This is a genomic window from Alkalidesulfovibrio alkalitolerans DSM 16529, from assembly GCF_000422245.1.
GTDB lineage: Bacteria > Desulfobacterota > Desulfovibrionia > Desulfovibrionales > Desulfovibrionaceae > Alkalidesulfovibrio > Alkalidesulfovibrio alkalitolerans.
Window position 1 is genome coordinate 15404 of sequence record NZ_ATHI01000014.1, and the last position, 17725, is coordinate 33128.

General features: G+C 63.7%; 16 protein-coding genes and 1 tRNA gene. 5 read left to right on the forward strand and 12 right to left on the reverse strand.

The genetic code is table 11. From position 1 onward, the window contains the following. Window positions 1-7 precede the first annotated feature (7 nt). A complete protein-coding gene (locus DSAT_RS06770; protein ID WP_020886832.1) occupies window positions 8-733 on the forward strand; it encodes an SPOR domain-containing protein in 726 nt (241 codons plus the stop codon). Window positions 734-761: 28 nt separating this feature from the next. Here the strand turns inward: DSAT_RS06770 and DSAT_RS06775 are convergent, their stop codons facing one another. Further along, entirely contained in the window at window positions 762-1037 is a 276-nt protein-coding gene (locus DSAT_RS06775; RefSeq protein ID WP_020886833.1) for a cupin domain-containing protein, read from the reverse strand. 275 nt (window positions 1038-1312) lie between these two features. On the opposite strand from DSAT_RS06775, the gene DSAT_RS06780 reads away from it, so the two are divergent. Next, a complete protein-coding gene (locus DSAT_RS06780; RefSeq protein WP_020886834.1) occupies window positions 1313-3001 on the forward strand; it encodes a long-chain-fatty-acid--CoA ligase in 1689 nt (562 codons plus the stop codon). An 88-nt stretch (window positions 3002-3089) separates the two neighbouring features. Here DSAT_RS06780 and DSAT_RS06785 read toward each other — a convergent pair whose 3' ends face one another. From DSAT_RS06785 to DSAT_RS06830, 10 genes are all read right to left on the reverse strand, one after another. Beyond that, window positions 3090-3308, reverse strand: a complete 219-nt coding sequence (locus tag DSAT_RS06785) for a hypothetical protein (protein WP_020886835.1) — start codon at window positions 3306-3308, stop codon at window positions 3090-3092. A 124-nt stretch (window positions 3309-3432) separates the two neighbouring features. Next, window positions 3433-5391 (reverse strand): 1-deoxy-D-xylulose-5-phosphate synthase, encoded by a 1959-nt coding sequence (gene dxs / locus DSAT_RS06790; RefSeq protein ID WP_020886836.1) that lies wholly within the window; start codon window positions 5389-5391, stop codon window positions 3433-3435. Continuing rightward, the gene (locus DSAT_RS06795) at window positions 5388-6278 is read right to left on the reverse strand and encodes a polyprenyl synthetase family protein (protein WP_020886837.1); all 891 of its coding nucleotides are present in this window, start codon (window positions 6276-6278) and stop codon (window positions 5388-5390) included. Before DSAT_RS06795 ends, dxs begins: the two co-directional genes overlap by 4 nt. Then, a complete protein-coding gene (gene xseB, locus DSAT_RS06800; RefSeq protein WP_020886838.1) occupies window positions 6265-6525 on the reverse strand; it encodes an exodeoxyribonuclease VII small subunit in 261 nt (86 codons plus the stop codon). The genes DSAT_RS06795 and xseB overlap by 14 nt, the downstream gene beginning before the upstream one ends. Before the next feature lie 18 nt (window positions 6526-6543). Beyond that, a complete protein-coding gene (locus DSAT_RS06805) occupies window positions 6544-7386 on the reverse strand; it encodes a M23 family metallopeptidase (RefSeq protein ID WP_235695931.1) in 843 nt (280 codons plus the stop codon). A 17-nt stretch (window positions 7387-7403) separates the two neighbouring features. Then, window positions 7404-8837 (reverse strand): exodeoxyribonuclease VII large subunit, encoded by a 1434-nt coding sequence (gene xseA / locus DSAT_RS06810; RefSeq protein WP_020886840.1) that lies wholly within the window; start codon window positions 8835-8837, stop codon window positions 7404-7406. Between the two features lie 11 nt (window positions 8838-8848). Next, window positions 8849-10414, reverse strand: a complete 1566-nt coding sequence (locus DSAT_RS06815) for a PAS domain-containing sensor histidine kinase (protein WP_020886841.1) — start codon at window positions 10412-10414, stop codon at window positions 8849-8851. 12 nt (window positions 10415-10426) lie between these two features. Then, window positions 10427-12181, reverse strand: coding sequence for a proline--tRNA ligase (locus DSAT_RS06820; protein ID WP_020886842.1), 1755 nt, complete (start codon window positions 12179-12181; stop codon window positions 10427-10429). A 16-nt stretch (window positions 12182-12197) separates the two neighbouring features. Continuing rightward, window positions 12198-13298: a flavodoxin-dependent (E)-4-hydroxy-3-methylbut-2-enyl-diphosphate synthase gene (gene ispG / locus DSAT_RS06825; protein ID WP_020886843.1), complete on the reverse strand. Its 1101-nt coding sequence runs from the start codon at window positions 13296-13298 to the stop codon at window positions 12198-12200. A 117-nt stretch (window positions 13299-13415) separates the two neighbouring features. Then, entirely contained in the window at window positions 13416-14111 is a 696-nt protein-coding gene (locus DSAT_RS06830) for a phosphoadenosine phosphosulfate reductase family protein (RefSeq protein ID WP_020886844.1), read from the reverse strand. Between the two features lie 78 nt (window positions 14112-14189). Between DSAT_RS06830 and DSAT_RS06835 the strand changes: the two genes are divergently transcribed. The 3 genes from DSAT_RS06835 to DSAT_RS06845 all read left to right on the forward strand — a co-directional run bounded on the left by DSAT_RS06835 (window position 14190) and on the right by DSAT_RS06845 (window position 16321). Continuing rightward, window positions 14190-14621 carry a pyridoxamine 5'-phosphate oxidase family protein gene (locus DSAT_RS06835; RefSeq protein WP_020886845.1) on the forward strand — a complete coding sequence of 144 codons (432 nt, stop codon included), beginning with the start codon at window positions 14190-14192 and terminating at the stop codon, window positions 14619-14621. Between the two features lie 215 nt (window positions 14622-14836). Further along, window positions 14837-14913, forward strand: a tRNA-Arg gene (locus tag DSAT_RS06840). Window positions 14914-15199: 286 nt separating this feature from the next. Then, window positions 15200-16321 carry a tyrosine-type recombinase/integrase gene (locus tag DSAT_RS06845; protein ID WP_020886846.1) on the forward strand — a complete coding sequence of 374 codons (1122 nt, stop codon included), beginning with the start codon at window positions 15200-15202 and terminating at the stop codon, window positions 16319-16321. A 77-nt stretch (window positions 16322-16398) separates the two neighbouring features. Here DSAT_RS06845 and DSAT_RS06850 read toward each other — a convergent pair whose 3' ends face one another. Beyond that, window positions 16399-16821, reverse strand: coding sequence for a hypothetical protein (locus DSAT_RS06850; protein ID WP_040370967.1), 423 nt, complete (start codon window positions 16819-16821; stop codon window positions 16399-16401). Between the last annotated feature and the right edge of the window lie 904 nt (window positions 16822-17725).

Sequence of the window (17725 nt, forward strand, 5' to 3'; positions counted from 1 at the left end):
GACGAATATGGCTCGGACGACCAAGGACCCGAACGCGCCGCGCAGCGTGACCGTGCATCTGAGCCTGGGCAAAGCCACGGCCCTGTCCGTGCTGGCCGTGTTCGTGGTCGCCTGGGCCTTCGCGCTCGGCATTGTCGTGGGCCGGGGCTATAAGCCCGAGCAGGCCGTGCCCGAGATCGCGCGCATCATGCCCATGCCTCAGACAGTCCCGAAGCCCGCTCCCCAGGGCGTGCTCAGGCCAGAGGAGTTGTCGTACCTGGACACGCTCTCCAAGCCGCCGGAAAACACCGCCAAGGCTGCCGAACGACCGGCGAAACGGCCCGCGCCTCAGGCAGAGAAGCCCGCCGAGAAAACCATCACGCCCACCCAGCAGCAGGCTCAGGCACAAACACCCGCGCAGCAGCCGACACCCGCCCCCCAGTCGGCCCCGGCTTCCGCGCCGAAGCCGGCCGCGCCCGCGCCCGTTCCGCCCCAGCAGGAATCCCAGGAACGGTTCACCTACATCTACCAAGTGGCCTCGTTCTCGGATCAGGCCCAGGCCAAAGCGCTGTCAGAGCGCATCAAGGGACTCGGCCTTTCCGCCTCCACCGAGGCGAGCGAGATCAACGGGCGCACCTGGCATCGTGTGCTCGTGCGCTTCATCGGCACGGCCGAGGAAACGCACGGAATGCGGGAAAAGCTCGCAACCTTGGGACTTTCGCAGATCATCATGCGCTCCAAGACGCCTCTGTAACGCCGCCCAGTCGTATCTTCGACCACTCTCAGCGAAAGACGTAGTGTTTGCGCACGGGTTCGATGACCCGCCAAGTGCAGGACATGCCCGCCGGAAAGCGCACATAGTCGCCCGCGCCGAAGCTCACGGGCTCCCCGCCTTCGGGCGTGACTTCGACTCGTCCTTCGAGCAGGTAACATTCCTCGTCGGCGTCGTAGGTCCAGGGAAAGATGCTGGCCGCGCATTCCCACGTGGGCCAGGCGAATACCCCGCGCCGCTTTGCCTCTTGAAGCGAAAGTCCTTTTTCTATGCCGATTTGCGACATGGCCGACCTCCTTGCAGACCTTGACGAAGTGTGCGGTCAAATCCGAAACGGGTCAAGACAAGGAGATCGACGCCGCCATTTCTCATGGCTGCTGAAAAAGCGCCGGATGCAAGGCGCAAGACAACGCTGGGACCGACGCGTATTGCCAATACGTGAGGGGTCGGCGCTTTCGCGGCAACGCGGCAGATGGGCTTTTTCAGCAGCCTGGCGTTCCTGCTTGCCAGTCGAGGCAATGCCGACTACAACCGCCCGAAATCCCCTCTCCGGAAGTGACGATGATCGACGCCGACCGCCCCTGGCTGGCCCATTACGACCAGGAAGTCCCGCCGCGCCTGGACTACGAAAACATCTCGGCCTTCGCCTTCCTCGACCGCACGGCCGAGGAGAAGCCCGACAACATAGCGCTGATCTTCAAGAACGTGCGCCTGAACTACGCCGAACTCAGGCGGCGGGCAGAGGTGCTGGCCCACTCGCTACGAGCGCGAGGCGTGCGCCGGGGCGATCGCGTGGCGATCATGCTGCCGAACCTCCCCCAGACCATCGTGGCTTACTTCGCCGTGCTCAAGGCCGGGGCCGTGGCGATGATGGTCAACCCCCTGTCCATGGAGCACGAGTTGCGTCACCAAATCCCCGACGCGCAGTGCAAGACGATCATCGTCCTCGATCTGCTCTGGCCCAAGATCGCGGCCTTGTGGGAGCAACTCGGCCTGGAGACGGCCGTGGTGACGTCGATTCCCGACGCCCTGGGCTTTCCGCTCAACTGGCTCGCCCGCTTCAAGCTCTGGCGCGAGAAGCGCAGCGTCACAGTGCCCTACGACGGCGTGCGCGTGCTGCGTTACAAGGACCTGCTGCGGGGAAATGAACGCTACTCGGAGAAATCCATCCTGCCCCATTCGGACCTCGCACTGCTGCAATACACAGGCGGCACCACGGGCGTCTCCAAGGGCTGCATGATCAGCCACGCCAACCTCGTGGCCAACGTCACCCAGATCAGGGCCATCCTGCATGCCGTGGGCGTAAAGCCCGAAGTTTTCCTCGGTATCCTGCCCTATTTTCACGTCTACGGCCTCACGGTCTGCCTCAACTTCCCCATCTCCGTGGGCGCGACCCTGGCCCCGCTGGCGCGCTTCGATCCCAAGGAGGTCCTGGGCGAGGTCAACCGCCTGAAACCCACGATATTTCCGGGCGCACCAAGCCTTTATCTCGCGCTCATGCAGCAAAAGGACTTCGCCCGCACCGACTGGAGTTCGTTGCGCTACTGCGTCTCGGGCTCCGCGCCCATGCCGGTCGAACTGTTACGCCGCTTCAAGGAGATCACCGGGGCCGAGATCGTGGAAGGCTACGGCCTGACCGAGGCCTCGCCCGTGACGCACCTCAACCCCTTGGGCGGCCGCCGCAAGGAAGGCTCCATCGGCCTGCCTTTCCCGGACACCGAGGCGCGGGTGGTGGACATGGTCGGCGGCGGCCCCGAGCCTTTGCTGCCCGGCAAGGAGGGCGAACTCATTTTGCGCGGCCCTCAGGTCATGAAGGGCTACTGGAACCGCGCCGACGAGACGGCCTCCACGCTTCGCAACGGCTGGCTCTACACCGGTGACATCGCGGTCATGGACGAGGAAGGCTACTTCTTCATCGTTGACCGCAAGAAGGATATGATCCTCACCGGCGGCTACAACGTCTATCCGCGCGAGATCGACGAGGTGCTCTACGAGCATCCCAAGATCAAGGAGGCCGTGGCCGTGGGCATCCCGCACCGCACGCGGGGCGAGGTCATCAAGGCCTTCGTGGTTCTGAAGGAAGGCGAGGAGTTGGCGCGGCACGAGGTGCTGGCCTGGTGCCGCCAGAAGCTGGCCGCGTACAAGGTTCCGCGCGAGGTGGAGTTCAGGGCCGAACTGCCCAAGACCCTGGTGGGCAAGGTGCTGCGCCGCGCCCTGCGCGAAGAAGAGATGAAGAAGGAAGGGCGCTAGCGGCCAAGGGCCAGCCAAATGCTCCCCGGTCAGTCGACCGTTGGATTTCTCGCCGTGATGCGTCAGATGGCGCTCATCCGACAGACTGTCAGGCCGTGAGGTGCGGAAAGACCCAGAAGCCGTCGGCGTCCTTGTAGGGCGGATAGCGCTTGAGGCGGTCCTTGAAGCGCTTGTAGAGCAGTTCGATCTTTTCCGGCGAACGGGGGCGCGTCCGCGCCTTGCCCGGCTCTGGCTCTCCACGCCGGAAACGCTCCAGCCGGGCCGCCCGAGCAGCGGCTTCGAGTTCGGCAAGGGTGCAGCTTCTCATGTGTCCTTCGCCTTCACGAGCAGACGTTCCAGGATATCAAGCGCATCTTCCCTCTTGCTTGTAGCGCGTCGTAGGCCATGCTCGCATACCGAGAGGCAAGCGCCTCGCCAACGACTGCCCCTCCTCACTTCCCCTCCATTTCGAGCAGGCTGCGCTTGATGCCGCCCTTGTCCAGCCCGAGGCTGACGCGAAGCTCCTTTTGCGTGCCGTGTTCGACGAAGTGGTCGGGCAGCCCGAGCCGCCTGACCGTGAGGCCCGAAAGTACGTCTTTGTCGGCCAGAAGTTCCAGCACCGCCGAGCCGAATCCGCCCGCCAGGGCGTTCTCCTCCACGGTGACGATGGCCTTGAAGCGCCTGGCCAACTCCAAAATGGCCTTCTCATCCAGGGGCTTGATGAAGCGGGCGTTGAAGACCGCGATTTTCAGGCCCTGCTCCTGCTCCAGTTCCTCGGCCGCCTCGACGCACGGATAGACGCGGCTGCCCACGGCCAGCACGCACAGTTCACGGCCGTCGCGCAACAGTTCGCCCTTGCCCACGGGCAGGACGCGCGCCCGGTCCGAACAGTCCGCGCCCACGCCCACGCCGCGCGGATAGCGCAGGGCCGCCGGGCCGTCGTGCGCCATGGCCGTGGCCAGAAGATCTCGCAGTTCGGCCTCGTCCTTGGCGGCCATGACGATGATGTTCGGGATGTGGCGCAGGTAGGACATATCAAAAGCCCCGTGGTGCGTGGCCCCGTCCTCGCCCACCAGCCCGCCCCGATCCAGGCAGAAGGTCACGGGCAGGTTTTGCAGGCAGACATCGTGCACGATCTGGTCGTAAGAGCGCTGCAAAAACGTGGAGTAGATGGCCACCACGGGCTTGAACCCCTCGCGGGCCAGCCCGGCCGCGAATGTCACGGCGTGCTGCTCGCAGATGCCCACGTCCACAAAACGCTCGGGATGCTTCTCGGCGAAGCGTGAAAGCCCTGTGCCCTCGGGCATGGCGGCGGTGATGGCCACGATGCGCGGGTCGGCCGTGGCCAGTTCGCACAAGGCGTTGCCGAAGACCTCGGTGTAGGACGGCAACACGCAGCCCGCGAACTTCTTGGCCCGACCGGTCTCGGGCTCGAAACAGCCCACGCCGTGGAAATAGGTCGGGTTGTCCTCGGCAGGTTCGTACCCCTTGCCCTTCTTGGTCAGAACGTGGATTAACGTCGGCCCTTCGAGTTCCTTGACCAGTTCGAAGATGCGCAGAAGCTCCTTCATGTCGTGGCCGTCGATGGGCCCGAGATAGTTGAAGCCGAAAGACTGGAACAGCGTGCCTGGCGTGAAGAAGTGCTTGAAAGAATCCTCACCCTTGCGCGCCAGATTGGCCAAATCCTCGCCGATGCGGCCCAGCGAGCGCATGCGCTGCTCGAAGTCTTTCTTCAGGCGCATGAGCCACGGAGTGGAGAGGTTGCGCGAAAGGAACGACGACAAGGCGCCCACGTTCTTGGAGATAGACATCTCGTTGTCGTTGAGCACCACGATCAGGTCGCGCTCCATGCCGCCCGCCTGGTTCAGGCCCTCGTAGGCCAGCCCGGCGGTCATAGAGCCGTCGCCAATCACGGCCAGAACCTTACGCGCCTCCCCCTTCAGGTCCCGGGCCACGGCCATGCCAAGCGCTGCGGAAATCGAGGTGGAGGAATGACCCACGCCGAAATGATCGTATTCGGGGGCTTCGGCAGGCCGGGGAAATCCCGAGACGCCGCCGAATTGCCTCAGCGTCCCAAAACGTCCGGCACGGCCGGTGAGGATCTTGTGGGCGTAGGCCTGATGCCCCACATCCCAGACGAAGCGGTCGTGCGCGGGATTGAAGACCTTGTAGAGCGCGAGGGTGAGTTCCACCACGCCGAGCCCGGGCGCGAGGTGCCCGCCGGTCCTGGATACCGTGGAAATCATGAGACCTCGTATTTCCTGAGCCAACCGCGCCAGATCGTCCACCCCCAGATCGCGCACGCCCGAGGGCAGCGGCAGCGTCTCCAGCAACGACGCCCGGGCCGTCTCGGCCTCGGGCTTCACGGCCGGAGCAGCCGTTCCCGGTTCGATCTTTTCCGAAACACTCATTGCGCACGCTCCAGTATGTAGCGGGCCAGATTACGCAGAAAATCCGCGCGCGGCCCCTCGAAGACGGAAAGGCGGTCAAGGGCCATGGCGATCCGTTCCCCGGCCATGCGGCGGCTCTCGTCGAGACCCACCAAGCTCGGATAGGTGTGCTTGCCCATCTCCTGGTCGCTGCCAACAGGCTTGCCGATCTCCTTCTCGTCACCCACTACGTCCAGGACGTCGTCCACGATCTGGAAGGCCGCGCCCACATGGATGCCGAAATCGCGGGCCCTGGCTCGCCGATCGTCGTCGGCTCCGGCCAGCACCGCGCCGCATTCGCAGGCCGCCCGGATCAACGCGCCGGTCTTCATGGCGTGCATGGCAGCGAGTTTTTCGAGCGTCACGTCCGGTGCGCCGGTGTAGGCCATGTCCAGATCCTGGCCGCCGACCATGCCGCCCGCACCTGCGGCCACGGCCAGAAGCCGCATCGCCTCGACCACGCGCCCGGCAGGAATGGCGGGCGCGGCCTCGGCCATGCAGGCGAAGGCCTCGGTCAGCAGGCCGTCGCCCGCGAGTATGGCCGTAGCCTCCCCGAAGACCTTGTGGTTCGAAGGCTTGCCGCGCCTGAGATCATCGTCGTCCATGGCGGGCAGATCGTCGTGAATCAGAGAATAGGTATGGATGAGTTCGAATGCCCCGGCACAGGGCATCGCGGCTTCTTCGTCACCGCCGCAAAGCCCGGCGAAAGCAAGACAGAGTACGGGCCGAAGCCGCTTGCCACCGGCGCGCAGGCTGTAATCCATGGCCTCGCGCAAGCGCGGCGGGATTCCCCGTCCATCGAGACACCCGGCAAGCCAGAACTCGACGCGTGCGGCCTCACGGGCCAGATCTTCCTTAAGCGTCGTCACGTCCGCCCTCCCCGGCACCCGATTCGTCGGCTCCCTGGATCGAAAACTCGCGCAGCAGCCCTTCCTGATAGACGGAGACCTCGTTTCTGGCCGTTTCAAGCTGTTCCCGGCAGCCCTTGGCCAGCAGCAGCCCTTCCTTGAACAGGGCCACCCCCTCTTCAAGAGGCAACTCTCCCTTTTCCAGCGTCTCCACAATGGCGGAAAGCCGCTGCATGCGGTCCTCGAAACGATCCTTTCCCTCGCTCATGCGCCTCTCCCGAAACATCTATTCGCCCACGGCCCCAAGCAGGGACATGGGATCGACGTATCGGCCCTGTAGGGCCAAACCGAAATGCAGATGCGGACCGGTGACCCGGCCCGTGGCCCCGACGAGGCCCACGATCTCTCCGGCCGAAACGAACTGTCCTGGCCGGGCGATGATCTCCGAAAGATGAAAATACACGCTCACCACGCCCTGCCCATGGTCGAGAAACAGGCTTTTTCCGGCGTAATATTGGTCCGCCGCGAGCACAACCCGGCCATCGGCCACGGCGGCAACACCTTGGCCCTCGGGGCCGCGAAAGTCCACTCCCCTGTGCGGGGCGCGCGGCTTATCGTTCAAAACGCGACGAAGTCCGTAGGCGCTGCTCACGTCGCCGGGCACGGGGCGCAGCAGCGGCAGCCGCCACAGCCGTTCGCCGGTCATGGTCGCCAGGGCGGCCCTGGCTTCCTCGCGATCTCTGGCGATGCGCTCCAGGACTTCGGCGGGCGGCGTGACCATGGCCGGAGGAAGCGAAAGGTGTTGCTCCGGATAGGCCACCGCCGTCACTCGAACAGACGCGCGAGTCGAGACCTCCCGGCCGTTCGCCATCGCCCTCGCGACCACCTGCCGTTCTCCAGGCTCGTCCTGCCCCACGTCCGTGCCCAGGAGCGCCTCGGCCCGCCATGCTCCATCGCGGTGCATGGGCCGGACAGATATCTCGCGTCCGAACCAGACGAAACGGACTTCGGACAACTCCCCGGACGATTCGAGCGCGACAAGGAAGGGCTGGCCCACGCCGACCTCGGCCGGGGCATGCAGCACAGGCGCGGCCCAGACGGCCGGAACCAGCGCGAGCCAGAACAACATGAAAGACAGGGCCAATCTCATACCTGGTCCTTGCTCAGGGAAGCCTCGTTATCCAACCTGTCAGGATTGGGCAACAACGCGTCGTCCTCGACAGTGGCGGCCACCCGGCCGCGCTGCACCGTGATTTCCAGCGCGTCGCCCAGCGAGACCTCGTCGGGACCGCGCAGGAAGCGGCCCGTGCGGCGAACACGCACCAGGCCGTAACCGCGCACGAGCGGAGCCTCGGGACTCGCGGCCGCAAGCCGTACTTGCAGCCGGTCGAGTACGGCTTCGTGTCCCGCGAACAGAGCGGTCCCGGCGCGGCCAAGCCGCTCGGCCAAGCTTTCGCACCGCACGGCGCGAAGCTCCAGCGCGCGCGGCCCGAAGGCCCGGGCAAGACGCCCCGCAAGCCCCCTGAGCCAGCCGCTCCGGGTGGAGAAGAAACGCGCTCCGGCCTGATCCAACCGTGCCTGCAAATGGGCTAGGCGTTCCGCCGAACGATCGAGGGCCCGCGCGGGGGAAAACCAGGTCAGGCCGCGTTCGAGATGTTCGAAAGTGGTGGCCTTGCGGTCCACAAAGGCCCTGGCGGCCCCCGCCAGTTTTGTTTCGGCCTCGTCCAGGGCTTGGGCCAGCACGCGGCGCGAAGTCCAAAGCCCCTGCGCGGCGTGGGTCGGCGTCGCGGCCCGGCGATCGGCCACCAGGTCGGCGATGGTCACGTCCACCTCGTGCCCCACGCCGCTGACCACGGGGATGGTGGCCCTGAACACGGCGTCAGCCACCTGACGGGTGTTGAAGGCCCACAAGTCCTCAAGCGAGCCGCCGCCGCGCAAAAGGCACACCACCTCGGCCCAGCCCTCAGCGCAGGCGGCGTCGAGCGCCACCGCAATCTGGCCGGGCGCGGCCTCGCCCTGCACGAGCACCGGATGGATGCGGATATGTGCGCCCGCGCCGCTCTCCCCGGCCACGCGCAGAAAGTCGCGCACAGCCGCGCCGCCGGGCGAGGTGACGAGCGCCACGCGGCTTGGGTTGTCGGGCACGCGCATCTTGCGCGACTCGTCGAAATAGCCAAGGGCCGCCAGTTCGCGCTTGAGCCGCTCGAAGGCGGCGGCCAGCTCGCCCGCGCCCTGCTCCTGGATCAGTTCGGCCACAAGCTGGCACGCGCCGCGCGGCGGATAGACCGTCATCCGCCCGGCCACGAGCACGGACGCGCCGTCGGCAAGACGGGCGGGAGCCGCCTCGCAGACCTCGCCGGTCAGGGGATGCACGCCGCCGTCCGCCGCCGCCGCGCGCGTCTGCCGAAACCAGACCACGGAAAGCGTGGCCTCGGCATCCTTGAGAGTGAAATAGGTGTGACCCGAAGCGGGCCGCGCGAGATTGGCCACCTCGCCCGCGACCCAGACAAAGGGAAACTGCCCTTCCACCACGTCACGCAAGGCGGTGGTCAGTTCGCGGACCGAAAAGACGTGCGACATCCCGTCTTCCCTCACGGCCTGAGCATGACCCGGCCCACCGTCTCCACCAGATCGCACGAATCGAAGGGCTTGCTCAGATAGTCGGTCATGCCAACGGTCAGGAACCGGTCGCGGTCTCCCTTCATGGCATAGGCCGTGAGCGCGATGATCGGGATGTTCGGATCGAAGGCCCCGGAGGTGTCAGCGCGGATGAGGCGCGTGGCCTCCACGCCGTCCAGTTCGGGCATCTGGATGTCCATGAGTACGAGGTCGAAAGGCCCCTGCCCGGCGAGCGCCTCGATGGCCTCGCGGCCGCTGACCACGCTGACGACAGTATGCCCCTCGCGCTCCAGGGAGCGGCAGACGAAGGTCTGGTTGACGCGGTTGTCCTCGGCCAGGAGGATGCGCAAGCCCGGCAACCTGACGCCGTCGATGACGGACTGGGGAGTCGCCTCTTCCTTCCTTCTGGCGCCGCTCTTCTCGAAGCAGGCCGTGAAGCTGAACGTGGCTCCCCGGCCGGACTCGCTCTCCACCCATATTTCGCCGCCCATGAGTTCCACGAGCCGCTTGCTGATGGCCAGCCCCAGGCCCGTGTCCTGGTACTTGCGCGAAAAGGATGTGTCGGCCTGGGTGAAGGAGTCGAAAATTGTCGCCTGCAATTCCTTCTCGATGCCGCAACCCGTGTCTCGGACCTCGAAAAGCAGGCAGACCCTGCTTTTGTCTCCGTTGGGATTTTTCCAGGGACGCGCGGAAATCTCGACGAAGCCGGATTCGGTGAACTTGATGGCGTTGCCCACCAGATTCGCCAATATCTGGCGCAGCCGCACCGGATCGCCGTACAGTTCCTGGGGCGTTTCCAGGGATTTGACGTAGTGCAGGTCGATGCCCTTGGCGCGGCTCTCGATAGAATACATCTTGGCGGTCGTGGAAAGCACCCTATCCAGATCGAAGGGTTCGAGCACCAGTTCGAGCATACCGGACTCGATCTTGGTGATGTCCAGGATGTCGTTGATGATCGTCAGGAGATTGCGGCCGGAGTCGCGCACCATGCGCAGGTTCTCGCGCTGCTCCTCGCCCAACTCCATGTTCAGGGTCAGTTCCAGCAGCCCGAGAATGCCGTTGAGAGGCGTGCGCATCTCATGGCTCATGTTGGCCAGGAAGCGACTCTTGGCGAGCGATGCCTCCTCGGCCTCGCGCAGAGCCTTTTCGAGCTTCGCCTCCAAGTGGCGGCGCTCGGTGAAATCCGCCAGAGCGCACATGAACAAGACCTCTCCTCCCGCAGTCTCGGGCGGCAGAGGCGTGGTGTGCAGGCGCACGAAGGCGTTACCGGGCCTGGTCAGAGCCACCACCTCGCGCACGGGCTCATTCGCTTCACGCGCCGCTGCGAGGTGTTCGGCGAGCACGGGCCTGACCGTGGGCACGAACAGTTCGTCCATGCGCCTGCCAATAAGGGCCCCGGGCTCCTCGCCGAGAATTTTTCCCGCCAGGCGGCAGACATGACGGATGACGCCACCCTCGTCGAGCACCACAAGCCCCACGGGCGAATGCTCGAAAAGAATCCGGGCCAGATCGGGGCCAACTCCGGCTCGTTCCGTCATGCCGGTGTCCCCCTATCCCCGTTCGCCCTCGGACACGGAAAGCCCCCAGGCCTTCCAGACCGACGCCCTAAAGGAAGCGAACGTCTCGGCAAAACCCTGAAGCGGCAATTCGGCTCGCGTGCCGGTCTTGCGGCACTTGATCTCCACCACCCCGCGTTCCAGGCCCTTTGCGCCCACCACGAGTTGCATGGGCAGGCCGATCAGGTCCGCATCCTTGAACTTGACGCCGGGCCGCTCGTCGCGGTCGTCGAGAAGAACGTCCAGCCCCAGCGCGCCAAGCTCGCGGTAGATGTCCTCGGCCTTGGCAGCCGCGGCCGGGTCCTTGCCCGCCAGCGAGACGACCACCGCTTCGAAGGGCGCGATGGACGGCGGCAGCAACAGGCCGTCGGCGTCGTGGTTCTGCTCGATGGCCGAGGCCACGATGCGCGAGACGCCGATGCCGTAGCACCCCATGACGATGATGCGCTCCTTGCCGTCCTCGTCGAGGTATGTGGCTTTCATGGCCTTGGAGTACTTGGTTCCGAGCTTGAAGACGTGGCCGACCTCGATGCCCTTGGAGAGCGTGAGCGCCGTGCGGCAGCGTGGGCATACGTCGCCCTCGCCCACGTTGCGCAGGTCGGCGAAGGTGGCCGAGGGCACGTCGCGGGAGATGTCCACGTCCTTCAGGTGGGCGTCGGCCTCGTTGGCGCCCACGATCAACCCGGTCAGGCTGCGAAGCTCCCGGTCCGCCACGATGACGTCCACGGACAGCCCCACGGGACCGGCGAAGCCGACGGGCGCGCCGCTCCAGGCCTTGACCTGCTCCTCGGAGGCCATGCGCACCTCGGTGGCGTCGAGCGCGTTCTTGAGCTTGACCTCGTTCAGTTCGCGATCGCCGCGCACCAGCGCGGCCACCGGCCTGCCGTCCACGTCGTAGAGCAGCGTCTTGACGATCGCGCGCGGCGAAACGCCCAAAAAGGCCGCGACCTCCTCCACGGTGTGCGCGCCGGGCGTGGCCACCTTGGCGTACTGGCCGCAGCACTCGGGACAGTCATCCAGGGAGCACACGGCCTCGGCCTTCTCCAGGTTGGCCGCGTAGTCGCAGTTCTCGGCCAGGCAGGCGGCGATGGTGTCCTCGCCGGTCTCGGCCAGGACCATGAACTCGTGCGAGAAGCTGCCGCCGATGGAGCCGGAGTCGGCCTCCACGGCCTTGAAGCGCAGGCCCAGGCGGCGGAAGATGCGCGTGTAGGCGTCGTACATGGACTTGTAGGAGACGTCCGCGCCCGCGTCGTCGCGGTCGAAGGAATAGGCGTCCTTCATGGTGAACTCGCGGCAGCGCATCAGGCCGAAGCGCGGCCGGATCTCGTCGCGGAACTTGGTCTGGATCTGGTAGAGGTTCAGCGGCAGTTGGCGGTAGGAGCGCACCTCGTGGCGCACAAGGTCGGTGATGACCTCCTCGTGCGTGGGGCCAAGGCAGAAGTCCGAATCCTTGCGGTCCTTCAGGCGCAACAGCTCCTTGCCGTAGAACTCCCAGCGGCCGGTCTCCTTCCACAGGTCGGCGGGCTGGACCATGGGCAGCAGCACTTCCTGGGCTCCGGCGCGGTTCATCTCCTCGCGCACGATGGCCGCGACCTTGTTCAGGGCGCGAAGCCCGAGCGGCAGAAAGGAGTAGATGCCGCTCGTGAGCTGGCGGATGTATCCGGCGCGGGCGAGCAGCTTGTGGCTGACGACTTCGGCGTCGCGCGGCGCCTCCTTGAGCGTGGGCGCGTAGAGCCTGCTGAAACGCATTCGTGTCTCCTCGGAATTACTGCATTTTTCGTTGCGAAAGGAAAAGTTCGAGCTCGTCCATGAAACCGGCCAGAAGCTCGTCGTAGCCGCCGCGAAGGCTTTTCACCACCTCGCCCTTGCGGAAGATCACGGCCTTGCCCCGCCCGCCCGCGATGCCGATGTCGGCCTCGCGCGCCTCGCCCGGACCGTTGACCACGCAGCCCATGACCGCGACCTTGAAGACCTCGGGCACGGTACGCAGCCGCTCCTCCACGGCGTTGGCCAGGCGGATCAGGTCGATCTCGGTGCGGCCGCAGGTGGGGCAGGAGACGATCTCCGGGCCGCGCGCGCGGATGTTCAGCGAGCGCAGGATCTCGTAGGCCACGTCCATCTCGGCCACGGGGTCGTGGGTCAGCGAGACGCGCAGAGTGTCACCGATGCCCTCGGCCAGAAGAACGCCGAGCCCCACGGCCGACTTGACCGAGCCGCGCAGCAGCGTGCCCGCCTCGGTGACGCCGATGTGCAGCGGATAGTCCGCGCGCGCGGCCATCAGCCGGTAGGCCGCGATGGTGTCCATGACCGAGGAGGACTTGAGTGAAATCTTGATCTCGTGAAAGCCGCGCTTCTCCAGCATGGCCACGTGGTGCAGGGCGCTCTCCACCATGGCCTCGGGCGTGGGGCCGCCGAAGCGGGCCAAAAGCGCCTTCTCCACCGAGCCGGAATTCACGCCGATGCGGATGGGCAGGCCATGGTGCCGCGCGGCCGCGACCACCGTGTCCACCTTGTCCTCGCCGCCGATGTTGCCGGGATTGATGCGCAGCCCCTTAATGCCGGCCTCGGCCGCCATGACCGCAAGGCGGTGGTCGAAATGGATGTCCGCCACCAGCGGCACGGGCGAGGCCGCGACAATGGCCGGGAGCGCGGCCGCGGCGCGCTCGTCGATGACCGCGAGGCGCACGATCTCGCAGCCCGCCTCGGCCAGGCGTTCGATCTGGGCCAGGGTTGCGGCCGCGTCGCGGGTGTCCGTGTTGCACATGGACTGCACGCGGATGGGGTTGCCGCCGCCTATCAGGTAGGGACCAAGGCGGATGGCGCGCGTGGCGCGGCGTGTTGGGGCTGATTGCTGTGCGGCGTGCATGGGCTCCGAACTCTGAAAGAAAATAATACTGTAAAGGAAAAATTCCTATCCCAAATCAATCCGCAAGCCAAGCGTCCGCACTCGCCGCCGGGGCGGCGCCCAGCGCTTGGGGGGCCGTCAGAAATAGCCCAGGGCGCGCAATTGCTCCATGTGCGCCTCCTTGTCCGGCGCGCGGCCCGCGCGTTCGGCCCCAAGGCCCTCGGCGGGCTCGGTGCAGGGCGCGCAGCCGAGCGAGCGGTAGCCCTGGTCGTAGAGTTCGCAGTACGGCAGCCGCTCCTGCATGAGCCAGGCCCAGACGTCCATTTCGGTCCATTCGAGCAGCGGATGGGCGCGCAGGTGCGCCGGTTCGGCCTGCGGTTCGACCGCTGCAAGCCCTGCCCGCGCCGGGTGTTCATCGCGCCGGATGCCGGTGATGAGCAGCGTGAGGCCGAGTTCGCGCACGCCATCGAGCAGCGGCCCAATCTTGCGCGCGGCGCAGCAGGCCCGTTTGTCGTGCTCCGGCAGGGCCGCGCAGTCAGGCGCGGGGCGCAAGACGTGCAGCGCAGTGCCGAAGCGACCGGCCAGGGCGTCGCGCACGGCCAGCACCTCGGGAAATTTCAGCCCCGTATCCAGCGACACGGCCACGGGCCGCGCGCCAGGTCCGTGGACGCGGCAAAGGGCCTCGCGCCACAGCGCCAGGGCCACGGTGGAATCCTTGCCGCCGGTGAAGGCCACGGCCGCCCTGGCCGGGTCGTGAGCGCGGGCGAGCTCCAGGCACAGTGCCAGGCTGGCCTCGTATTTTTCAGCCAAAGATGCGTCGAGCATGTCCGCCATGCATTTCCCTTGTCGTTTTTTCGAAAAATGAGGTATGGTTGGACCGAGAATCAACTTTACCCGGAGGCCTGTGCGCGTATGCACGAAACAATTCGCAACCTGATCCGCAACCACGACATCTGCGTCCTGGCCACTGCCTCGGACAACCAGCCGCACACCTCGCTCATGTCCTACCTCTCCTCGGAAGACGGCCGCACGTTGTACCTGCTGTCCTCGCGAAGCTCCAAGAAGTACGCCAATTGCCTGCGCAATCCAAGGGTTTCCGTGCTCATCGACACCCGGACCGAGAACGTGGACAACCGCGAGGCCGCATGCGCGCTGACCATCGAGGCCTCGTGCGTCTTCGACCTTCCGACTGCGGAACGCGCGCGGCTGAAGACGGATATGGCCCGCCGCCTGCCGCACCTGTCATCGCTGGCCGCGCACCCGGATTCGGACATCCTGACGCTTCGGGCGCGGACCTTCCTGCTCCTGGAGGGCGTGGAGCGGGCGCACTTCGAGGTGGCCTAGGAGGTTGTTGACAAACTCTGTTCTTTCAGGCCGTTCAAATAGCATCAGATGCAAGGCGCAAGAAAAGTCCAAGGCCGACGCGCATTGGCAGGCACGGCAACGGGAATGCAGCCGGGGCGGCGAACCGAGGAAAACGAAGCGCGAGATTTTTTCGCCCCGGACAAAAAAGACCCTTGACGAAGATCGAGGTGCTGCGTAAAGACTACCTCTCCGTTGCGCCCGTAGCTCAGCCGGATAGAGTACCGGACTACGAATCCGTTGGTCGCACGTTCGAATCGTGCCGGGCGCGCCAGATTTCTGAAGGTTCAGAGGGATAGATTCCTTCTGAACCTTCTTCTTTTTCAGGGTATTATCAGCTTTGAGTAAACACGGGGGCAGGTTCGGCCTACGCTCGGTCAGGCTATTGAAACCGACCGGCTTGCCCCCTTGTTTTCTCATCGAACACCCTCCGTTTTTCCTGCCTATCACGCCTGAATCATTGAGCTAACCAGCCACAGAGAGCCGGATTCCTCGGCAAAGGGGATTTGGCGGCGATGTCACACTATTTACACACCAATTTTTACTCATAAGGTGCTGGAATGGCGGTCCTTAATCACTGTTCTCACTGCAAAACCGACTACACTCTCAAGGCCCGCAAATGCCCAAAGTGCGGAAATAGCGGCGGGGCTGCTCAGGCATACCGGGTGGTGGTCAGAGGGATGGACGGCAAGCGTGTATCCAAAATCCTTGAAAGCCTGAGTCTCGCCCGGAAGCTCGAAACGTCTCTCAAGGCGAAGGTCATTGAGGGCCGTTACCTCGGACTCAAGGAAAGCCATTCGCTCGGAGACGTATGGGAACGCTACCTCGTATTCGCCAAGGGGCACAAAAAGTCCTGGGAGGGCGATCTTCAGATATGGCGTAAGCATCTCGCGCCGACCCTGGCCGGGAAGCTCATGGATGCCGTCACCCCTTTTGACCTTCACGCAATCCTGAACGCGATGCGAGAGAAAGGGTATGCTCCGGCAACGGTTCGGCACGTCCTGATCTTAACAAAGCGGCTTTTCAATTGGGCGAACGAGGTCAGCCTTTACGAAGGGATCAACCCTTCGTCCAAGATCAAGCTCCCCAAGCTGAACAACGAACGGACGGAATGCCTGACGCGAGAGGAAATCGCCCGGCTTTGGCAAGTGCTCGGAGCATGGCCTAATCCGAGGTTCGCCTTGCTGGTCAAGTTTGCCCTTCTGACGGGACTACGCCGGGGGGAAATTCTCAAGCTCAGGTGGCGCGATCTCGACCTTGAAAACGGCTTCGTGGCGCTCAGAGATACCAAAGGCGGGAAGGATACCACGCTTCCGTTGAGCGTCGATGCACTGGAAGTTCTCAGCCACGCCAAGGAACTGCTCCCTTTCCCCCAATGCGAATGGGTCTTCCCGAATCGTAAGGGCGACAAGCGCTCATGGCTTGGCAATTCCTGGGAGCGAGTGAAGGCCAAGGCTGGACTCTGCCCAGATTTCCGCTTCCACGACCTCAGGCACACGTTCGCCAGCCACCTTGCTTCATCCGGCAAGGTCACGATGTACACCCTTCAGAAGCTTATGACCCACAAGACGCCGCAAATGACCATGCGGTATGCGCATTTGTTCGACCAGACGTTGAGAGACGGAGTAAATATTCTCGGAGAGAGCCTTACGAAAAGATCAAAACGACGACAAGCGACATAAAAACGACCCAACCAAGCCAGCATGAAGACAAATATACGGCTCGCCAATTGGCGTAAAAGTAGAGTCGCCTCTACACGCTACTTCTTTGGACCAAACAAGAATGCTCCCATATCAAACAAGACCTCATAGACATTCTCATCAACGTAAGCACCTTGCTTGATGCATTCGCACTGAACCTCTCGCGATACCTTCCCGAAAAACACGGAAATCGCCAAGCCGCAAAGAATCCACCAGCCCGACTTATCCCAAAAGAAGTAAGCAAGCAGCGAAGACGGAAGCGCAATCAAGCTAACCAAAGCAGTCAGTCTTGCATGGGCTTTTCCAAACTTAGACATGCAGGCGGCATCATACGTGCGTCCTGCAACAGACCTATCAGCCCGAACCCGCCCCGCTTCGTAAGCCTCACGGTACTCGTCCCACGTAGGGACTCTACCCCCAAAAAGTTCGACAACCTCATTCTTTGTAAATTCGGCCACTTGCTGAGTCATGGTCTTGGACATTTACCCTCCCGCAAATTCAAATACGTGTCCCGATACCTCGCCCAACGGACGCCATCGGCAACCTGAACATATACCTTATATCTACGAGTTCAACAATGCGCAAAAACCCTACCACACACTGCTCCAAGACTTCCTTGGTGGCGTAATCAACCCCACCCTCGGAGGTAACAAGTTGACAGGCCAGGGACCAGGGGATACATTGGGGAGTTTCTGCGACGTGCGTAGATGACCCTCCCAATACACCCTCTGGATACCCCCTGAGAGGGCCACATTTGGCTCCTGCTGCGTTTTCAGGTCCAGGGGTATGTCATCGTATCCCTGGGCTTCTAAAACTCAGGAGAAGGCGAATATGAGCGTTTTGGCTGAGTGAGGTAAATAAGTGAACAATATCAACATGTTCTAATTCGAGACAGTTTTCCACACCCCACCCTGGGAACCCGCGCCAGTCCTACGTTTCCGAGAACCCTCACTATAGCAGGGGCCACAGGTAGCTATCATTATGAATATCATTATGACCTACCTAAGATTCCTCATTCTGATCCTCATTGGTTATTCATTGAGATTCCCACCTAAGAATCTAACCTAGGTATATCTCAATGACCTCACCACACTTTCCATATGAGTACCCATTGAGAGAAGAGTTAGGAAGGGAGTAGGGAGAGGGAGGTAAGGACAGGTCGAGTAGACTACCTTCCGATATTCTCACAGAAAGTATCAAAAAGTAGACAAGTAGCCCTACTCCCGTAAGGGTTAAGACCTAGTTGACAACTTGCTTGTCCTACCCACCACCACCACCACCACTACCACCACCACCACCACCAACGGCGCCCAACGACACCCCACACCAGGAGTAGTCAGAAACCCCCTCTCACGGGCGGTTTTGCCCTCTAGAATCGTTGCTCCT